The sequence below is a fragment of the Paenarthrobacter sp. YJN-D genome (genome assembly GCF_015040335.1).
Lineage (GTDB): Bacteria > Actinomycetota > Actinomycetes > Actinomycetales > Micrococcaceae > Arthrobacter > Arthrobacter nicotinovorans.
In genome coordinates this window covers 188,358-204,256 of record NZ_CP053549.1, presented here as the reverse complement: position 1 = coordinate 204,256, position 15,899 = coordinate 188,358, and the positions used below count along the sequence as shown (strand labels likewise).

The window sequence follows — 15,899 nt, the reverse complement described above, 5'->3', positions numbered from 1 at the left end:
GCCGGCATTGTGTGCTGCAATCAACACTAGCCAGCCGGGCAGACATCGTCTGCCCCTTGTCGCTGTGCACCTATATAAGGTGCCGAAATTCAGTATGAAGTTGTGTCGCACAGCCTATTGGAGCCCGTGGCTACATCCGGCTTGCGTCGTAGTATTCGTCGATCCCTTCCAAACCCGGAAGGTGCGGCGAGAGCTGTGGCAATTCGGCCACCGATCCAATGCCCATCCGTTCCAGGAAGTACGAGGTTGTCCGATACAGGACAGCCCCGGATTCGGGATCCGTTCCGGAGTCCTCGATCAAGCCCCTCTGTGTAAGGGTCCTGACCACGGAATCGACGTTAACGCCGCGAATGGCGGACACCCGGGCCCTGGAGACCGGTTGCCTGTAAGCAATAACCGCCAGGGTTTCGAGTGCTGCCTGAGTAAGCCTGGTGGTCTGCCCCTCGAGGACGAACCTTCCCACGATGTCGGCGAAATCCGACCGTGAATAGATCCGCCACCCTCCAGCGACGTTCCGCAATTCAAAACCCCGGGGTGCAGTGCTGGCAACGGCAAAGCCGACAGCATCCACGTCCGGGGCTTTAACAGTATAGCCGCTATACTCCCGCCGCAGGTCCTCCAGCAAATCCTCGACGACGGCGACCGTTACGTTGAGTCCGGCGGCCAGCTCTTCGGAGGTTGCCGGCTGGTCGATGACCATGAGCACGGCCTCCAGCGCAGCGCGGGCTCCGCCGGGCAAAGCCTCCAGTTCCGCAAGCCCATCCTGGACCACTTCTTGTTCACTCATTGATGCCTGCCTCGTATTCTTCACTCAGCCTTGAGCTGTCCCATTCGGCGTCGTCGCCGGTCCACCGCACCGTCAGCTCTGCCAGCGGCTCCGGCTGTTCGAATGCGATCACGCGATCCCGGAACATCTCCAGCAACGCCAGGAACCGGGCCACCACCACCAAGGTGGTTTCGGCATCGGCAATCAGCGTCTGGAAGGACAGCGGGGCACCCAGCTTCAGGCGATGGCCGATGATCGCCGCCTGCTCCTTGACGCTCACCGGCGGGGCGTGCAGGTGGCCCAACCCCACCTCTTCCGGAGTCGAGTCCTTGGGCTTGAGCGCTTTGGCCGCCAGTTCACCGAATTGTTCAGGGGTGTGCCGCCACACGAGTTCCGGCAGCAGCGCGGCGAAGTGAGCCTCAAGAGCCACTTGGCGCGGGTATCGCATGGCTTCCTGCTCCAGCGTTTCACCCATGATTCCGGCGATTTGCTTGAAGGCCTTGTACTGCAGCAGACGGGCGAACAAGAGGTCCCTTGCCTCCAGCAACGCAATGTCCTCGGCATCCTCCACCTCTCCTGCGGGCAGGAGGCGGGCGGCTTTGAGGTCAAGCAGGGTTGCTGCGATCACCAGGAATTCGCTGGCTTCGTCCAACGCCCAGTCCTCCCCCAGTTCCTGGAGGCGGCGGATGTACTTGATGAACTCATCGGTGACGGTAGCCAAGGCCACTTCGGTGATGTCCAGCTTGTGCTTGGAAATCAGTCCCAGCAGGAGGTCGAAGGGGCCGGTGAAGTTGGCCAGCCGGACCTCAAAGCCCGCTTTGGGAGCTGCGGAGGTATCGGCGTCGGGTGCTTCCCGTTCGGCGATCGCTTCCGATGCCGGGGCGAGTGACGGTGCCACCGTCGGTTACGGCGCGCCGCCGCGCGAAATCAGTTCCTTGGCAAGGCGGCGGTAGGCGTCGGCACCGATGTGGTTGCCGGCGTAGCTCGTGATGGGCTCCGCCGCCACCGTGGCGTCGGCGAATTTGATGGAGCGTTTGATGACGGTCTCGAAGACTTTGTCTCCGAAGGCTTCCACCAGGCGGGAGATGACTTCACGGCTGTGCAGGGTCCGGGCGTCGTACATCGTGGCCAGGACGCCGTCCACCTGCAGGCGCGGGTTGAGGCGGTCCTGGACTTTCTCGATGGTCTCGACAAGCAGGGCCACGGCGCGCAGGGCGAAGAATTCGCAGATCAAAGGGATGATGACGCCGTGGGCTGCCGTGAGCGCGTTGACGGTCAGAAGACCCAAAGAGGGCTGGCAGTCAATGAGCACGACGTCGTAGTCGTCTTCGACGTTCTTGAGGGCGCGGTCAAGGACCTGTTCCCGGGCTACCTCATTGACGAGCTGCACTTCAGCAGCAGAGAGGTCGATGTTGGCAGGAAGGAGATCCACGCCCTCCACCCCGGTCTGCTGGATGGCGTCACGGATATTGACCTTACGGTCCATCAGGACGTTGTAGACAGTGAGGTCGAGTTCATGCGGATTGGCGCCCAGGCCCGCCGACAAAGCGCCCTGGGGGTCAAAGTCCACCAACAGGACCCGCCGGCCGTACTCTGCGAGCGCTGCTGCAAGGTTGATGGTGGACGTCGTTTTACCGACCCCACCCTTCTGATTGACCATGGCGATGACTCGCGCCGGCCCGTGGGAGGCAAGGGGTGCGGGTTCCGGGAATTCGCGGTAAGGGCGGCCCGTAGGCCCCATGACGGCGTCTTCCAGATCGAGCTCGGTGCCTTCCAGCGTAGCTGTTCCCCGTTCGATGCTCACGTATCTAACCACTCTTTCGACGACGATCTTCCCTGCCGCTGTACCCCCGGCTGCAGCGCTACTACCCCCTTAGGCTACATGTCCCGACACGGTAATCCGGGGAACTTGACTTTGTCCGTTGTTTGAGCCTTGACCCTCTAGTTGAGGTCGAAGGTTGGGATCCGGGAGCCTGCCCGGGGATTGGAAAACGCCGAAGGCCGGCACCTGGATGGTGCCGGCCTTCGGCGTTGCTGTTCTGTTCCGGGACTTGGCTGTTAGACGACAGCCTTGCCGCGGGTTTCGGCTTCTGCGACAACCACGTCTTCTTCGCCATGGGCCATCATCGTCTGCTCGTCGAAGGGCTCGCTTCCGGAGAGGACCCGCTCGACCTGGCCGTTGTCGATTTCCTTGACCCAGGTACCGATGAGGACGGTGGCCACAGCGTTGCCGGTGAAGTTGGTCAGAGCGCGGGCCTCCGACATGAAGCGGTCGATGCCAACGATCATGCCTACCCCGCCCAGGAGTTCGGGCTTGTGCGCCTGGAGACCGGCCGCCAGGGTCGCCAGTCCGGCACCCGTTACGCCTGCGGCTCCCTTGGAGGCAATGATCATGAAGACCAGCAGCGAGATCTGCGCACCGAGGTCAAGCGGCGTACCCATGGCGTTGGCCACGAAGAGGGAGGCCATGGTCAAGTAGATGGCCGTGCCGTCCAGGTTGAAGGAGTAGCCCGTGGGAACGGTGACGCCAACGACCGGCTTGGAAACACCCAGGTGTTCCATCTTGGCGATGAGGCGGGGAAGAGCCGCTTCGGAGGACGACGTGGAGAAGATCAACAGGTATTCGCGGGCCAGGTACTTCATGAGGCGGAAGATGTTCACACCGGCCACGGCGCGGAGCAACGTACCGAGGATCACCACAATGAACAGGGCGCAGGTGATGTAGAAGGCCAGCATCAGGGTGAACATGCTCAGGATGGCCTGGGCACCCGTCGCACCGACGACGGCGGCAATCGCACCGAATGCACCTACCGGGGCCAGCCACATGATCATGATGAGGATGCGGAACACGAGTCGCTGACCGTGGCCGATGGCATTGAGGATGGGCTGGCCTTGCTTGCCCATCTTCTGCAGCGCGAAGCCGACCAGGATTGCAGCAAGCAGGGTGGGCAGGACGGGGATGTCGCCCGGAATGATGCCGAGGAGGAAGTCAACGGTGCTGTCCGTTGCCGCCTTTTTGTTGGGATCGTACGGCGTCAGCTTGAGTCCCTCACCCGGGTGGATGAGGTTGCCGACCACCAGGCCGATGGCGAGCGCGAACGTCGACATCGCCACGAAGTACCCCAAAGCGAGCCCGCCGACCTTGCCGACGGTTGCGGCCTTGGCGATGGAGCCGATGCCAAGGACAATGGTGCAGAAGATCACGGGGGCGATCATCATCTTGATGAGTTTGATGAAGCCATCACCCAGCGGTTTGAGTGACTTTCCGACCTCAGGGAACATCAGGCCGACGACAGCGCCAAGCACTACGGCCAGGATGACCGCGATGTACAGGTAGTGCGACTTGTCGAGCCCCTTGCGTCCACTTTTGGCAGCTACTGCCGACTCTCCTCGTTGAGAGGTCATGGGATTCTCCTTCTGGATACTGTGTAAGGCGCTGCGGTCCTGCACTGATGTCCAATCCGCTGCCCTTGTGTGATATCCATCATTGAGCCGCTGGTGACATACATCACCGTTGCGGTCATATTGGTCATGGAGGTCCATGTGTTTCACAGCTGGAGCATTGCCCGGCGGTTGTTTGTTGCGAACTTGCTGTTCGTCCTGGTGATGACGGCGGTCTTCGGGACCTTTTCGGTGCTGGAAGCCAGGGACCGGGCCTATGACAACGCCGGCGGGCGGATGCTTGCCCTGTCCACGTCGATTGCCAACAATCCCCTGGTGCTGGAGGCGGCCGCCACTGCCAACCCATCAGAGACGCTCCAGCCGTATGCCCTGAAGGTCATGCACGATGCCGATGCGGACTTCATTACGATCATGGCTCCGGACCGGACGCGGTGGACCCACCCCCGGGCCGAGGAGCTAGGCAAGCCTTACATCGGGACGATCGAGCCTGCCCTGCGCGGAGAGACTTTCACTGAAGTCACTGCGGGAACGCTGGGGCCTTCGGTCCGTACCATTGCACCGGTCAGGGCACCGGACGGATCCATCAAGGCTTTGGTTGCCGCAGGGGTCACGGTCCGCACGGTGGACACCGACGTTGCGGAGCGGTTGGGCGTCATTGGCAGCATTGCCTTGGTGGTGCTGGCGTTCGGGTCTTTTGCTGCCTGGCTGCTGGGCCGCTACCTCCGCTCGGTCACCCGCGGTTGGGGGCCGGAACAGCTGGCACAGCTCTTCGCCTACTACGAATCGGTCCTGCACTCAGTACGCGAGGGCCTGATTCTCATCGACACCCACGGCAAGGCCGTGATGTACAACGACCAGGCAGCCGAACTCCTGGGTTTGGAGCCTTCCGACGCCGACAGGTCACCAACGGCGGCGCCAAAGCTGGCGGAGCTGCCGATCGACGGCAGCCTGCGGGCACTGTTCGAATCCGGCAGGGCCGCCCATGACGAAATCCACCTCACCGGCTCCCGCATCCTGGTGATCAACCAGGCTCCGGCGGTCGGACCGGTTCCCGCGCGCAGCCGCCAGAAACCGGCGGTGTATGGGACCGTGGCCACCATCAGGGACCGCACGGAAATCGAATCCCTGGGCACGGAGCTGCAGACCATGAAAACCCTATCCGATGCTCTGCGCGCCCAGACCCACGAACACGCCAACCGCCTCCACATGATCGTCTCCTTGCTGGAACTGGGCCGGACACCGCAGGCCCTGGACTTCGCCACCAAGGACCTGGAACTCAGCCAGCAACTCACCGATGACATGGTGGCCTCGGTGGATGAACCCGTCATGAGCGCTCTGGTGATGGGCAAGGCCGCCGAAGCTCATGAGCGCGGCGTGGAACTGATTGTCCGGACATCAGGGAGTGGAGGTGTCCGGGGGCTGGAAATCCAGGACCTCGTCACCATCCTGGGTAACCTGCTGGACAATGCGATCGATGCCGCGGCAGCCGGGGATTTCCCCCGCCAAGTGGAAATGGACGTGGACGCCGGTCCTGCCGCTGTCGAATTCACCGTGCGCGATTCGGGCGCCGGCATCGACCCTGAATCGATCGACGACGTCCTGCAGTACGGATTCAGCACCAAGTCGTCGGAGGGAAACTCCCGTGGAGCGCACGGCCGGGGCGTGGGTCTTGCCCTGGTGCGGCAGGCCGTCCAGCGGCTGAACGGTACGATGACCATCAGCAATCCCGGCGGTGCACAGTTCCATGTTGTGCTGCCTTCGCCGGTTCCCGAGGAAGAGAAGGCATGACAGACATCCGCGTCCTGGTTGTAGAGGACGAGCCGATCGCTTCGGATGCCCACTCCGTCTACATCGGCCGCCTGGACGGATTCACCCTGGTGGGAACAGCGCCAGACGGACAATCGGCCCTCCGCATCCTTGGTGAGTTCGCAGCATCAGGCTCCCCCGTGGATCTGGTCCTGCTGGACATGAACCTCCCGGACCTGCATGGGCTGGACGTCGCCCGCCGCATGCGCTCAGCAGGTGTCTTCGCCGACATCATCGCCATCACGGCCGTCCGTGAACTGAACATTGTCCGCAGTGCCGTATCCATCGGCGTCGTGCAGTACCTCATTAAACCGTTCACGTACGCCACCTTCGCGGACAAGCTGCGCAGTTATCGGACATTCCGCGAACAGTTGGCGGGTTCACTGTCCGGGATTTCCAAAGCCGGCGCGTCACAGAGCGACGTTGACCAGGCGTTCGCGAGCCTCCGTGCCCCGACGGAACTGCCGCTGCCCAAGGGTCTGTCCGGGTCCACGCTCGAAGCGGTCAAGGAACTGGTGCGGGGGCGCGAGGATCCCATTTCCGCGAGTGAAGTCATGGACGCGCTGGGCATGTCCAGGGTGACCGCCCGCAGGTATCTGGAGTACTTGGCCGACGCCGGAACGGTCACCCGGGCACCGCGGTACGGTACTCCTGGCCGACCGGAGAACGAGTATGGCTGGAACCGCAATTGAATGAATGTATACAAAGCATCGCTCTATAGCCCTAATGCTGGCGTAGCTCGTCCTCAATGTATACACTGAGGTCATGCGCGCCAGTGATCGGGCTTACAGGGCCCTCCGGGAAGACATTCTCGAGTGGCGCCTCCGCCCCGGCACCGTCCTCGCTGAGGTCGAGCAGTCCGAACGCCTTGGAGTCTCGCGCACTCCCGTCAGGGAAGCGCTGGGGCGACTCACCGCGGAAGGTCTGACGACGGCGGCGGGCGGCCGCGGCGTCGTCGTCACCGATATCTCGCTGGACAGCATCGACGAACTGTTCGAACTGCGCGAAACCCTGGAGGTAAGGGCCGCTTCCCTCGCCGCGCAACGCGGCGAACCCGGAGTGTTCGCGGAACTGCACGCAGAACTGCTGCTGGCTCCCACGCTGCTGGGCGACGACGATCCCGCCAGGCACGAGTACTACGCCCTGGTGAGCCGTTTGGACGAAGCCATCGACGCCGCGATCTCCAATGTGTACATGGCCAACGCCATGCGAAGCCTCCGCGTCCACCTTGCCCGCGTCCGCCGCCTGGCCGCCGACGACACCGCCAGGCTCCAAGCAGCGGCCGCCGAACATGCCGCCATCGCCGAAGCAATCGCCGTCGCCAACCCGCGCCTGGCCGAAGCCGCCACGATGGTCCACCTGCACCGCAGTCTCACCCACCTCAAAGCCGCTCATTCAGCCGGCTGAACGTCCCACCAGAAGGAGCACCATGGTCAAGTCCAACCACGTCCGTGTTTACAAGTCCGAGGAGAACCTTCCCCGGGAGGAGCAGCTGGCGCACAAGATCGCCGTGGTCGCCGCCGACCCCGTCGAGGTCACCCCGGAGGTCACCGACATGGTGATTAACCGCATCATCGACAACGCTTCCGTTGCCATCGCCTCGCTGAACCGGGCACCGATCGTCGCAGCCCGTGCACAGGCCCTGACCCACGGCCCCTCCGCCAACGGCAAGGGTGCCCACGTCTTCGGCATCACAGAGCAGGTCTCTCCGGAGTGGGCTGCCTGGGCCAACGGCGTAGCCGTGCGCGAACTCGATTACCACGACACGTTCCTGGCCGCCGACTACAGCCACCCGGGCGACAACATCCCGCCGATCCTGGCCGTTGCCCAGCACGTTGGCTCCAACGGCGCTGACTTGGTCCGTGCCATCGCCACCGGCTACGAGATCCAGGTGAACCTGGTCAAGGCCATCTGCCTGCACAAGCACAAGATCGACCACGTCGCTCACCTCGGCCCATCGGCCGCCGCAGGCATCGGCACCTTGCTGGGGCTGGATGTCGAGACGATCTTCCAGTCCGTGGGCCAGGCTCTGCACACCACCACCGCCACGCGCCAGTCCCGCAAGGGCGAAATCTCCACCTGGAAAGCCCATGCCCCGGCGTTCGCAGGAAAGATGGCGATCGAAGCCGTGGACCGCTCCATGCGCGGCCAGACCTCCCCTGTGCCGATCTACGAAGGCGAAGACGGCGTGATCGCCTGGATGCTCGACGGACCGGACGCCTCCTACGAGGTCCCGCTGCCGCTGCCCGGTGAAGCCAAGCGCGCCATCCTGGACACCTACACCAAGGAACATTCCGCCGAGTACCAGGCCCAGGCCTGGATCGACCTCGCCCGCAAACTGCACCGCGAGCACCCCGAAACCACCGACCCCGCCAACGTGGAATCGGTGCTGATCAAGACCAGCCACCACACGCACTACGTGATCGGCTCCGGCGCGAACGACCCCCAGAAGTACTCCCCCACGGCATCCCGCGAAACCCTGGACCACTCCATCCCGTACATCTTCACCGTCGCCCTGCAGGACGGCGCGTGGCACCACGTGGACTCCTACGCCCCCGAGCGCGCCGCCCGCCCGGACACTGTGGAACTCTGGCACAAGGTCACCACTGTGGAGGACCCGGAATGGACCCGCCGCTACCACTCCTTGGACATCGCGGAAAAAGCCTTCGGCGGCACTGTTGTCATTACACTCACGGATGGGTCGGTTGTCACGGACGAGATCGCCGTAGCCGACGCCCACCCGCTCGGTGCCCGGCCGTTCGCCCGCGAGCAATACATCAACAAGTTCCGCACGCTTGCTGCCGGGCTCGTGGAGGAAGCCGAAATCGAAAGGTTCCTCGCCGCCGTCGAACGCGTCACCGAACTGGGCGAAGGCGAACTGGACCAGCTGAACATCACCGCAGCCCCCGGCGTGATCAACCTCAACAACGCACCCAAGGGACTGTTCTAAATGCTGTACTCCAAAGTCACCCCCGAACAGAAGCGGCTGAAACTCCGGGAACTGCTGGCCTCCGGGACCGTGCAGCAGTTCCCGGGCGCCTTCAACCCGCTCTCGGCCCGGCTCATCGAGGAAAAAGGCTTCGCCGGCGTCTACATCTCCGGCGCCGTCCTCGCCAATGACCTCGGCCTGCCGGACATCGGCCTCACCACCCTCACCGAGGTAGCCACCCGGGCAGGGCAAATCGCCCGCATGACCGATTTGCCGTCGCTGGTGGATGCCGACACCGGCTTCGGCGAACCGATGAACGTGGCACGCACCATCCAGGAACTCGAAAACGCAGGCCTGGCCGGTTGCCACATTGAGGACCAGTTCAACCCGAAACGCTGCGGACACCTGGACGGCAAGAACGTCGTCGACATCGACACCGCCACCAAACGCATCCGCGCCGCAGCAGACGCCCGCCGGGACCCGAACTTCCTCATCATGGCCCGCACCGACATCCGCGCCGTTGAAGGAATCCAGGCAGCACAGGACCGCGCCAAAGCCCTCGTAGACGCCGGCGCCGACGCAATATTCCCTGAAGCCATGGCCACCCTGGACGAATTCCAAGCCATCCGCGACGCCGTGGACGTTCCGATCCTGGCCAACATGACCGAGTTCGGCAAAAGCGAGCTCTTCACCGTCGACCAGCTCCAAGGGGTGGGCGTCAACATGGTCATTTACCCCGTCACGCTCCTCCGCATTGCCATGGGCGCTGCAGAGCGTACTCTGGAATCGATTAAGGCTGCGGGGACCCAAGAAGCGCAAGTGGAAAACATGCTCACGCGTGCGCGCCTCTACGAACTCGTCGACTACGAGGCATACAACCAATTCGATACCGGCGTTTTCAACTTCCAGGTTCCTGGCGTCCGCTAGGTTCCGGATTCATCAAGGGGAACGCAGGCGTTCCGGATCGACCCGGTGCACCTGCACAATGAACGAAGGAGAGCAGCATGGCAGCTGTTGACATCAAAAAGGGCCTTGCCGGCGTCGTGGTGGACTACACCGCCGTCTCGAAGGTCAACCCGGACACCAACTCGCTCTTGTACCGCGGATACCCGGTCCAGGAACTGGCCGCCAAATGCAGCTTCGAAGAGGTCGCCTATCTGTTGTGGAACGGAGAACTGCCCAACGAGGCACAGTTGGCCGAATTCACCGCCCGCGAGCGCGCAGGCCGCGCGCTCGACCCGGTAGTGAAGCAGGTTATCGATGCCCTGCCCACCACAGCACACCCCATGGATGTGTGCCGCACCGCCGCGTCCGTACTCGGCGCCCGGCACGAGCTGGCCGAGGATTCATCACCCGAAGCCAACATGAAGAAGGCCATCGACTTGTGGGCTGCCATGCCCGCCGTCGTCGCTTACGACCAGCGCCGCCGCCACGGCCAGGAACCCGTGGAACCCCGCGAGGACCTGGACTACTCCGCCAACTTCCTGTGGATGACCTTCGGCGAAGAACAAGTGCCCGAGGTAGTGGAGGCTTTCAACGTCTCGATGATTCTCTACGCAGAGCACTCCTTCAACGCTTCGACGTTTACCGCCCGCGTAGTCACCTCCACGCTCTCGGACCTGCACTCGGCTGTCACCGCAGCCATCGGAGCACTCAAGGGCCCGCTGCACGGCGGCGCCAATGAGGCCGTGATGCACACGTTCGACGAAATCGGCATCCGCAGCGAGGAGTCCCTCGAAGAAGCCGCCTCCCGGGCGAAGACGTGGATGGAAGACGCGCTGGCGCAGAAGAAGAAGGTCATGGGCTTCGGGCACCGCGTCTACAAGCACGGCGACTCCCGCGTTCCCACCATGAAGGCCGCCCTGGACAAGATGATCGCCCACTACGGACGACCCGAGCTCCTCGGTCTTTACAACGGCTTGGAGCAGGCCATGGACGAGGCCAAGGCCATCAAGCCCAACCTTGACTACCCTGCCGGACCCACGTACCACCTCATGGGCTTCGACACCCAAACCTTCACACCGTTGTTCGTCGCCAGCCGCATCACCGGTTGGACCGCGCACATCATGGAGCAGGTGGCTTCGAACTCCCTGATCCGCCCGCTGAGCGAATACAACGGACCCGAAGAGCGCCACGTTCCGTAAGGCTTTTTGGGCGCCAAAAAGCGGTAAGTACGACGTCGGGCCGGTCACCGAAAGGCGACCGGCCCGACGTCGTACTCTTTAGGCCTCAGGTTCCGCCCACTCCACAGTGTGGACCTCAGCGACATTCTCGTTGTCTGCCGCCAGGTCGACGCGCACGGCGATGCGCTGACCGGAAATCATGGCGGGCAACCAATGCTCGGCATCTGCCCACATCCGCTCCACCGGAAGCCGGCCAACGGGGAACCAGGCCGGAGCGATCTCCTCGCTCTCGGAGGGCTCGCCTTCCCAGGCACGGGTGAGGAAGACCGTGGTGGCCATGTTCCATTCGGGCCTGGCCGGAAAAACGAAGTCTACGGTTCCCGCGGGAATCAGGTCATGCGCATGGACCACCACGTTGATTTCTTCCATAACCTCACGGCAGGCGGCCTCGGATGCAGTCTCCCCCACTTCGACGTGTCCGCCTACGCCCACTACTTTTCCCCGGCCAAAGCCGGTCTTCTTGGTGCCGAGAAGTACGTGTCCGCCGTCCGCACCGTCGCGGAGGAGGAAGCACAAAGTCACATGGGCTGCAGTCATGCTGCCTACCTTAACCTGATCTCCCCAGCCGTTGCCGCCATTGCTACAGTGAGCCCATGAGCGAAGGTGGGGGTGAAGCGGGCGCCAAAGCGGCCGCCGTCGATGAGGTTGGCGGGATGCCGTCCACAGCGGAAAGCACCCGGGACTGGACAACAGTCAAAGACGCCGAAGCCAAAGCCGAACGGGACGCCTGGCTCCCGCGCTGGCTTGTGGCTCATCCGCTGTACGCCGGGTGGGCATGGACCCTTCTCTGGGCCGGGCTCATTGTCCTGGACGAAGTGCTGGACCTGGCCGGCTGGACCTGGTATCTGCTGGTCCTGGTTGCTGCCTTGCCGACGCTGATCTCCACGCTGGTGGTGCTGCACGCCACCCCACGGAGCCATCTCCGCGCGGTCGACGCGACCGTGCTCGGACACTTCTTTGTCCGGTTCCTGGCATTGGTGGCGGCCTTCATGGTGTGGGCTGCGTCAGTGGTGATGAGCGCGTCCATCTCCACCACAGTCCAGTCAGTAATCGGCGACTCGGAGAAGGAAGTCACTGCCCTTGGCTTCAACCTCATGCTGGCGGCCGTTCCCCTGGTGCTCTCCGTGCTCTGGATGGCCTTCATCGTGCGGTGTGCCTGGTTCCTGCGGCGGCTGCGCGGTTGGCGGCAGGTGCCGGTCAAGACCAGGGTTCCCAAGAAGTTCCTCCGGGGACGTCCACGGCTGAAGCGCGTGGTGGTGGGACTCGCCCATCCGGGTTTGCTGCTGGTGGCCGGACTGGGAACTTCTTTGTTGGCGCTGTTCGTGGACGCCGTCGAATTGACGCTGAACGTTCTGGAGTAGCCTGCTTCCGGCGGAGTGGTTCCAGTAACGGTTTCCAGCCGAGGATGGCTAGCCGAGCGCCCTGGGGTGGGCCGCTGCGTAAATCTCGCGCAGGGTGTCGGCGGTGACCAGGGTGTACACCTGTGTGGTGGTCACGGAGGCGTGGCCCAGCAGCTCCTGCACCACCCTTACATCAGCGCCACCCTCCAACAGGTGCGTGGCGAACGAGTGCCTCAGCGTGTGCGGCGAGACATCCTTGGTGATGTTCGCCCTCTCGGCCGCCGTTTTCAGAATGGTCCATGCGCTTTGCCGGCTGATCCGGCCTCCCCGGGCATTGAGGAACAGCGCCGGGGTGCCTTTGCCCTTGGAGGCAAGCAAGGGCCGACCCCGGACGACATAAGCTCCGACGGCGCGGGCACCGTATGATCCCAGCGGCACCAACCGTTCCTTGGAACCTTTGCCGAACAACCGTACGATCGCCGGACCGGCTCCAGGGTTTTCCAACGAGACATCGTCCACGTCCAGCCCGACGGCCTCGCTGATGCGGGCTCCGGTGGAGTATAGGAACTCAAGAAGCGCCCGGTCCCTGAGCCCTGTGGCCGTGTCCGAACCTGCAGCCTCCAGGATCCGCGTCACTTCTCCTACACTGATGGCTTTCGGAAGCCGTTTGCCCGGCATGGGTGGGTGGACATCGCTGGCGGGGTCCGCCGTCGTAGTCCCTTCCAAGGCCCAAAACTTGTGAAGTCCGCGGACGGCAACCACGGTGCGTGCCGCTGAACGGACGCCCAGAACGGCGCCTCCATCCGAACCGTCGGACAACGCCTGGACGAAAGCTGTCACATGATGGCGTGTGATGTCGCTTGGGCGCTCCACCCCCTGCGCTGCAAGGAAATTGGAGTATCGGGCCAGGTCCCGGCGGTAGGCAGCCAAGGTGTTCGCCGCCAGGCCGCGCTCCACGCCAACGTGCTGCAGGTAATCCGTTACCGCACGGTCAATCCCGTTGATGGGTCGGGCAGCGGCTTCGGTCATGCTCAGCGCTGGCTCGGGTGTGCCGGCCACGGCGCGTTGGCAGGGCGGAGGCTGGTGAATCCGTCGGCCTTCGCTGCTGCGGCGGCAAGGATGCCGAGCACCGCGGAGGGGTTGTGCAGACGCCCCTCCAGGACGGCCTTGACCGCATCTTCCAGCGGAACCCAGTGGAGTTCGATCTCCGCTTCCTCGTCCGTACGGACGTGGCGCTCGGCCTCGGGAACATCCCGCAGCCCGCGCGCCAGGTAGATGCGGACTGCCTCGCTGGAGGAGCCGGGCGAGTTGAAGAAATCGACCAGGACATTCCACGTCGCCGCCACAAGGTCAGCTTCCTCGGCAAGTTCCCTGGCAGCACCCACCACGAAATCCTCACCCTCCACGTCCAGCAAACCGGCCGGGATCTCCCAGAGGTCCATGCCCACAGGGTGACGGTATTGCTTCAACAGCAGGATTTCCCCGTCGACGTTCATGGGAAGCACCGCTACTGCACCTGGGTGGTCGATGTAGTCGCGGACCAGGGTGTTCGTGCCCTCACTGAGTTGGAACGAGTCACTGACCACGTCCCAGATGCGTCCTTCGTAAACCTTGCTGGTAGACAAAAGACGGCGCGGGCTCGGCATGTCCGAAACCTGCCTTGATGTGCGAGGGGTTTCAGAAATACCGGGCATCGCGCCGTCCTTCGTTAGTGCTTGCTGTTTACTTGGCTGCTACCGTGCGGTCGCCGGTCTTGGTGGCAACGGGGGCTCCTTCACGACGCTCGAGCGCAGCCTTCACCAGACCTGCGAACAGCGGGTGCGGGCGCGTCGGGCGGGAGCTGAGCTCCGGGTGCGCCTGGGTTGCCACGTAGTACGGGTGGACTTCGCGGGGAAGCTCCACGTACTCCACCAGCTTGCCGTCAGGAGAGGTACCGGAGAAGACCAGTCCTTCCGCGGCGATCTGGTCACGGTACTTGTTGTTGACCTCGTAGCGGTGGCGGTGGCGTTCGCTGACCGTTGTGGTGCCGTAGGTCTCGGCAATGACCGAGCCCTCGTCCAGCTTGGCTTCGTACAGGCCAAGGCGCATGGTGCCGCCCAGGTCTCCCTTGCCATCGACAATGTCCAGCTGCTCTTCCATGGTGGCGATGACCGGGTACTTGGAATCGGGTTCGAACTCGCTGGAGGAAGCGCCCTCAAGGCCAACCACGTTACGGGCGTACTCGATGACCATGCACTGCAGGCCGAGGCACAGGCCCAGGACCGGAAGCTTGGATTCGCGGGCGAACTTCAAAGCACCCAGCTTGCCTTCAAGCCCACGGATGCCGAAGCCGCCGGGAACACAGATGGCGTCGACGCCGGCCAAGGACTTTGTAGCACCGGCCAGGGTCTCGCACTCATCCGAAGGTACCCAGCGGATCTTGACCTTTGCCTCGTTGGCGAAACCACCGGCGCGGAGGGCTTCGGTCACCGAGAGGTACGCGTCGGGCAGGTCGATGTACTTGCCCACCAAAGCGATCTCGACTTCGTGCTTGGGGTTGTGGACAGCCTCAAGCAGCTTGTCCCACTTGCTCCAGTCGACATCCTTGAACGGCAGGTCCAGCGCGCGGACGATGTAGGAATCCAGGCCCTGGGAGTGCAGGGTCTTGGGGATGTCGTAGATGCTGGGTGCGTCTGCGGCGTTAACCACAGCGTCGATGTCGACGTCGCACATGCGGCCGATCTTCTCGCGCATGGCTTCGGGGACTTCACGGTCCGAACGGATCACGATGGCTTCAGGCTGGATACCGATCGAACGGAGGGCCGCCACGGAGTGCTGCGTCGGCTTGGTCTTCAGTTCCTGGGAGGGGCCGATGTACGGCACCAGGGAAACGTGCAGGAAGAAGACGTTGTTGCGTCCCACATCCTGGCGGACCTGGCGGGCCGATTCCAGGAACGGCTGGGATTCGATGTCGCCCACGGTGCCACCGATTTCGGTGATGATGACGGCCGGAGCGTTCTTGCCTTCGGCAGGAAGGCGCATGCGGCGCTTGATTTCATCCGTGATGTGCGGAATGACCTGGACAGTGTCTCCCAGGTATTCGCCGCGGCGTTCCTTGGCGATGACGGTGGAGTAGATCTGGCCGGTTGTGACGTTGGCCGAACCTTCGAGGTTTTCATCGAGGAAGCGCTCGTAGTGTCCGATGTCGAGGTCGGTTTCGGCGCCGTCATCCGTCACGAATACTTCGCCGTGCTGGAAGGGGTTCATCGTGCCCGGATCCACGTTCAAGTAGGGATCGAGCTTCTGCATAGTTACAGACAAACCGCGTGCCCGCAGCAGGTGGCCGAGGCTGGAAGCCGTCAGACCCTTACCGAGCGAGGACGCCACACCACCGGTGACGAAGATGTGTTTGGTCGTCTTGGACGAGCCCGGGAACCGGGAATTTACACGGGAATTTGATCGCTGCACCACGGAATTCGAGCTTATCATCAATT

Annotated in this window: 15 protein-coding genes; 7 read left to right on the top strand and 8 right to left on the bottom strand. The window is 63.3% G+C overall.

Annotated elements, in window-relative coordinates; genetic code table 11:
- Window positions 1-130: 130 nt before the first annotated feature.
- From HMI60_RS00975 to HMI60_RS00960, 4 genes are all read right to left on the bottom strand, one after another.
- Window positions 131-787 carry an SMC-Scp complex subunit ScpB gene (locus HMI60_RS00975; protein ID WP_039240695.1) on the bottom strand — a complete coding sequence of 219 codons (657 nt, stop codon included), beginning with the start codon at window positions 785-787 and terminating at the stop codon, window positions 131-133.
- Complete coding sequence (locus tag HMI60_RS00970) at window positions 780-1,664, bottom strand: ScpA family protein (RefSeq protein ID WP_039240693.1); 885 nt, start codon at window positions 1,662-1,664, stop codon at window positions 780-782. Before HMI60_RS00970 ends, HMI60_RS00975 begins: the two co-directional genes overlap by 8 nt.
- A gap of 6 nt (window positions 1,665-1,670) precedes the next feature.
- Window positions 1,671-2,570, bottom strand: coding sequence for a ParA family protein (locus tag HMI60_RS00965; protein WP_018779251.1), 900 nt, complete (start codon window positions 2,568-2,570; stop codon window positions 1,671-1,673).
- A gap of 254 nt (window positions 2,571-2,824) precedes the next feature.
- Window positions 2,825-4,171, bottom strand: coding sequence for a C4-dicarboxylate transporter DctA (locus tag HMI60_RS00960; protein WP_018779250.1), 1,347 nt, complete (start codon window positions 4,169-4,171; stop codon window positions 2,825-2,827).
- A gap of 138 nt (window positions 4,172-4,309) precedes the next feature.
- On the opposite strand from HMI60_RS00960, the gene HMI60_RS00955 reads away from it, so the two are divergent.
- The 6 genes from HMI60_RS00955 (at window position 4,310) to HMI60_RS00930 (ending at window position 11,047) form a co-directional block, all read left to right on the top strand.
- The gene (locus HMI60_RS00955) at window positions 4,310-5,956 is read left to right on the top strand and encodes a sensor histidine kinase (RefSeq protein WP_039240744.1); all 1,647 of its coding nucleotides are present in this window, start codon (window positions 4,310-4,312) and stop codon (window positions 5,954-5,956) included.
- Complete coding sequence (locus tag HMI60_RS00950) at window positions 5,953-6,666, top strand: response regulator (RefSeq protein ID WP_018779248.1); 714 nt, start codon at window positions 5,953-5,955, stop codon at window positions 6,664-6,666. Before HMI60_RS00955 ends, HMI60_RS00950 begins: the two co-directional genes overlap by 4 nt.
- A 73-nt stretch (window positions 6,667-6,739) precedes the next feature.
- Window positions 6,740-7,381, top strand: coding sequence for a GntR family transcriptional regulator (locus tag HMI60_RS00945; RefSeq protein WP_026267373.1), 642 nt, complete (start codon window positions 6,740-6,742; stop codon window positions 7,379-7,381).
- Between the two features lie 22 nt (window positions 7,382-7,403).
- On the top strand, window positions 7,404-8,924 hold the full coding sequence (locus HMI60_RS00940; protein WP_039240691.1) for an MmgE/PrpD family protein: 1,521 nt from the start codon (window positions 7,404-7,406) through the stop codon (window positions 8,922-8,924).
- Window positions 8,925-9,830, top strand: a complete 906-nt coding sequence (gene prpB / locus HMI60_RS00935; RefSeq protein WP_064723236.1) for a methylisocitrate lyase — start codon at window positions 8,925-8,927, stop codon at window positions 9,828-9,830.
- A 77-nt stretch (window positions 9,831-9,907) separates the two neighbouring features.
- A complete protein-coding gene (locus HMI60_RS00930) occupies window positions 9,908-11,047 on the top strand; it encodes a bifunctional 2-methylcitrate synthase/citrate synthase (RefSeq protein WP_018779244.1) in 1,140 nt (379 codons plus the stop codon).
- 78 nt (window positions 11,048-11,125) lie between these two features.
- Here the strand turns inward: HMI60_RS00930 and HMI60_RS00925 are convergent, their stop codons facing one another.
- A complete protein-coding gene (locus HMI60_RS00925) occupies window positions 11,126-11,623 on the bottom strand; it encodes an 8-oxo-dGTP diphosphatase (protein WP_018779243.1) in 498 nt (165 codons plus the stop codon).
- Between the two features lie 56 nt (window positions 11,624-11,679).
- On the opposite strand from HMI60_RS00925, the gene HMI60_RS00920 reads away from it, so the two are divergent.
- Window positions 11,680-12,447 (top strand): hypothetical protein, encoded by a 768-nt coding sequence (locus HMI60_RS00920; protein WP_193590384.1) that lies wholly within the window; start codon window positions 11,680-11,682, stop codon window positions 12,445-12,447.
- Between the two features lie 48 nt (window positions 12,448-12,495).
- Here the strand turns inward: HMI60_RS00920 and xerD are convergent, their stop codons facing one another.
- From xerD to HMI60_RS00905, 3 genes are read right to left on the bottom strand one after another with little or no spacing between them, the layout of a single operon-like run.
- The gene (gene xerD, locus HMI60_RS00915; RefSeq protein ID WP_193590383.1) at window positions 12,496-13,455 is read right to left on the bottom strand and encodes a site-specific tyrosine recombinase XerD; all 960 of its coding nucleotides are present in this window, start codon (window positions 13,453-13,455) and stop codon (window positions 12,496-12,498) included.
- A gap of 2 nt (window positions 13,456-13,457) precedes the next feature.
- Window positions 13,458-14,120, bottom strand: coding sequence for an NUDIX hydrolase (locus HMI60_RS00910; RefSeq protein WP_018779240.1), 663 nt, complete (start codon window positions 14,118-14,120; stop codon window positions 13,458-13,460).
- A 28-nt stretch (window positions 14,121-14,148) separates the two neighbouring features.
- Window positions 14,149-15,894 (bottom strand): CTP synthase, encoded by a 1,746-nt coding sequence (locus tag HMI60_RS00905; protein WP_193590382.1) that lies wholly within the window; start codon window positions 15,892-15,894, stop codon window positions 14,149-14,151.
- Between the last annotated feature and the right edge of the window lie 5 nt (window positions 15,895-15,899).

Bases quoted from the DNA above. Each gene is read 5' to 3' on its own strand.
- HMI60_RS00975 (WP_039240695.1), bottom strand. From the start codon at position 787: ATGAGTGAACAAGAAGTGGTCCAGGATGGGCTTGCGGAACTGGAGGCT.
- HMI60_RS00960 (WP_018779250.1), bottom strand. From the start codon at position 4,171: ATGACCTCTCAACGAGGAGAGTCGGCAGTAGCTGCCAAAAGTGGACGC.
- HMI60_RS00950 (WP_018779248.1), top strand. From the start codon at position 5,953: ATGACAGACATCCGCGTCCTGGTTGTAGAGGACGAGCCGATCGCTTCG.
- HMI60_RS00945 (WP_026267373.1), top strand. From the start codon at position 6,740: ATGCGCGCCAGTGATCGGGCTTACAGGGCCCTCCGGGAAGACATTCTC.
- HMI60_RS00940 (WP_039240691.1), top strand. From the start codon at position 7,404: ATGGTCAAGTCCAACCACGTCCGTGTTTACAAGTCCGAGGAGAACCTT.
- prpB (WP_064723236.1), top strand. From the start codon at position 8,925: ATGCTGTACTCCAAAGTCACCCCCGAACAGAAGCGGCTGAAACTCCGG.
- HMI60_RS00930 (WP_018779244.1), top strand. From the start codon at position 9,908: ATGGCAGCTGTTGACATCAAAAAGGGCCTTGCCGGCGTCGTGGTGGAC.
- HMI60_RS00925 (WP_018779243.1), bottom strand. From the start codon at position 11,623: ATGACTGCAGCCCATGTGACTTTGTGCTTCCTCCTCCGCGACGGTGCG.
- HMI60_RS00920 (WP_193590384.1), top strand. From the start codon at position 11,680: ATGAGCGAAGGTGGGGGTGAAGCGGGCGCCAAAGCGGCCGCCGTCGAT.
- xerD (WP_193590383.1), bottom strand. From the start codon at position 13,455: ATGACCGAAGCCGCTGCCCGACCCATCAACGGGATTGACCGTGCGGTA.
- HMI60_RS00910 (WP_018779240.1), bottom strand. From the start codon at position 14,120: ATGCCCGGTATTTCTGAAACCCCTCGCACATCAAGGCAGGTTTCGGAC.
- HMI60_RS00905 (WP_193590382.1), bottom strand. From the start codon at position 15,894: ATGATAAGCTCGAATTCCGTGGTGCAGCGATCAAATTCCCGTGTAAAT.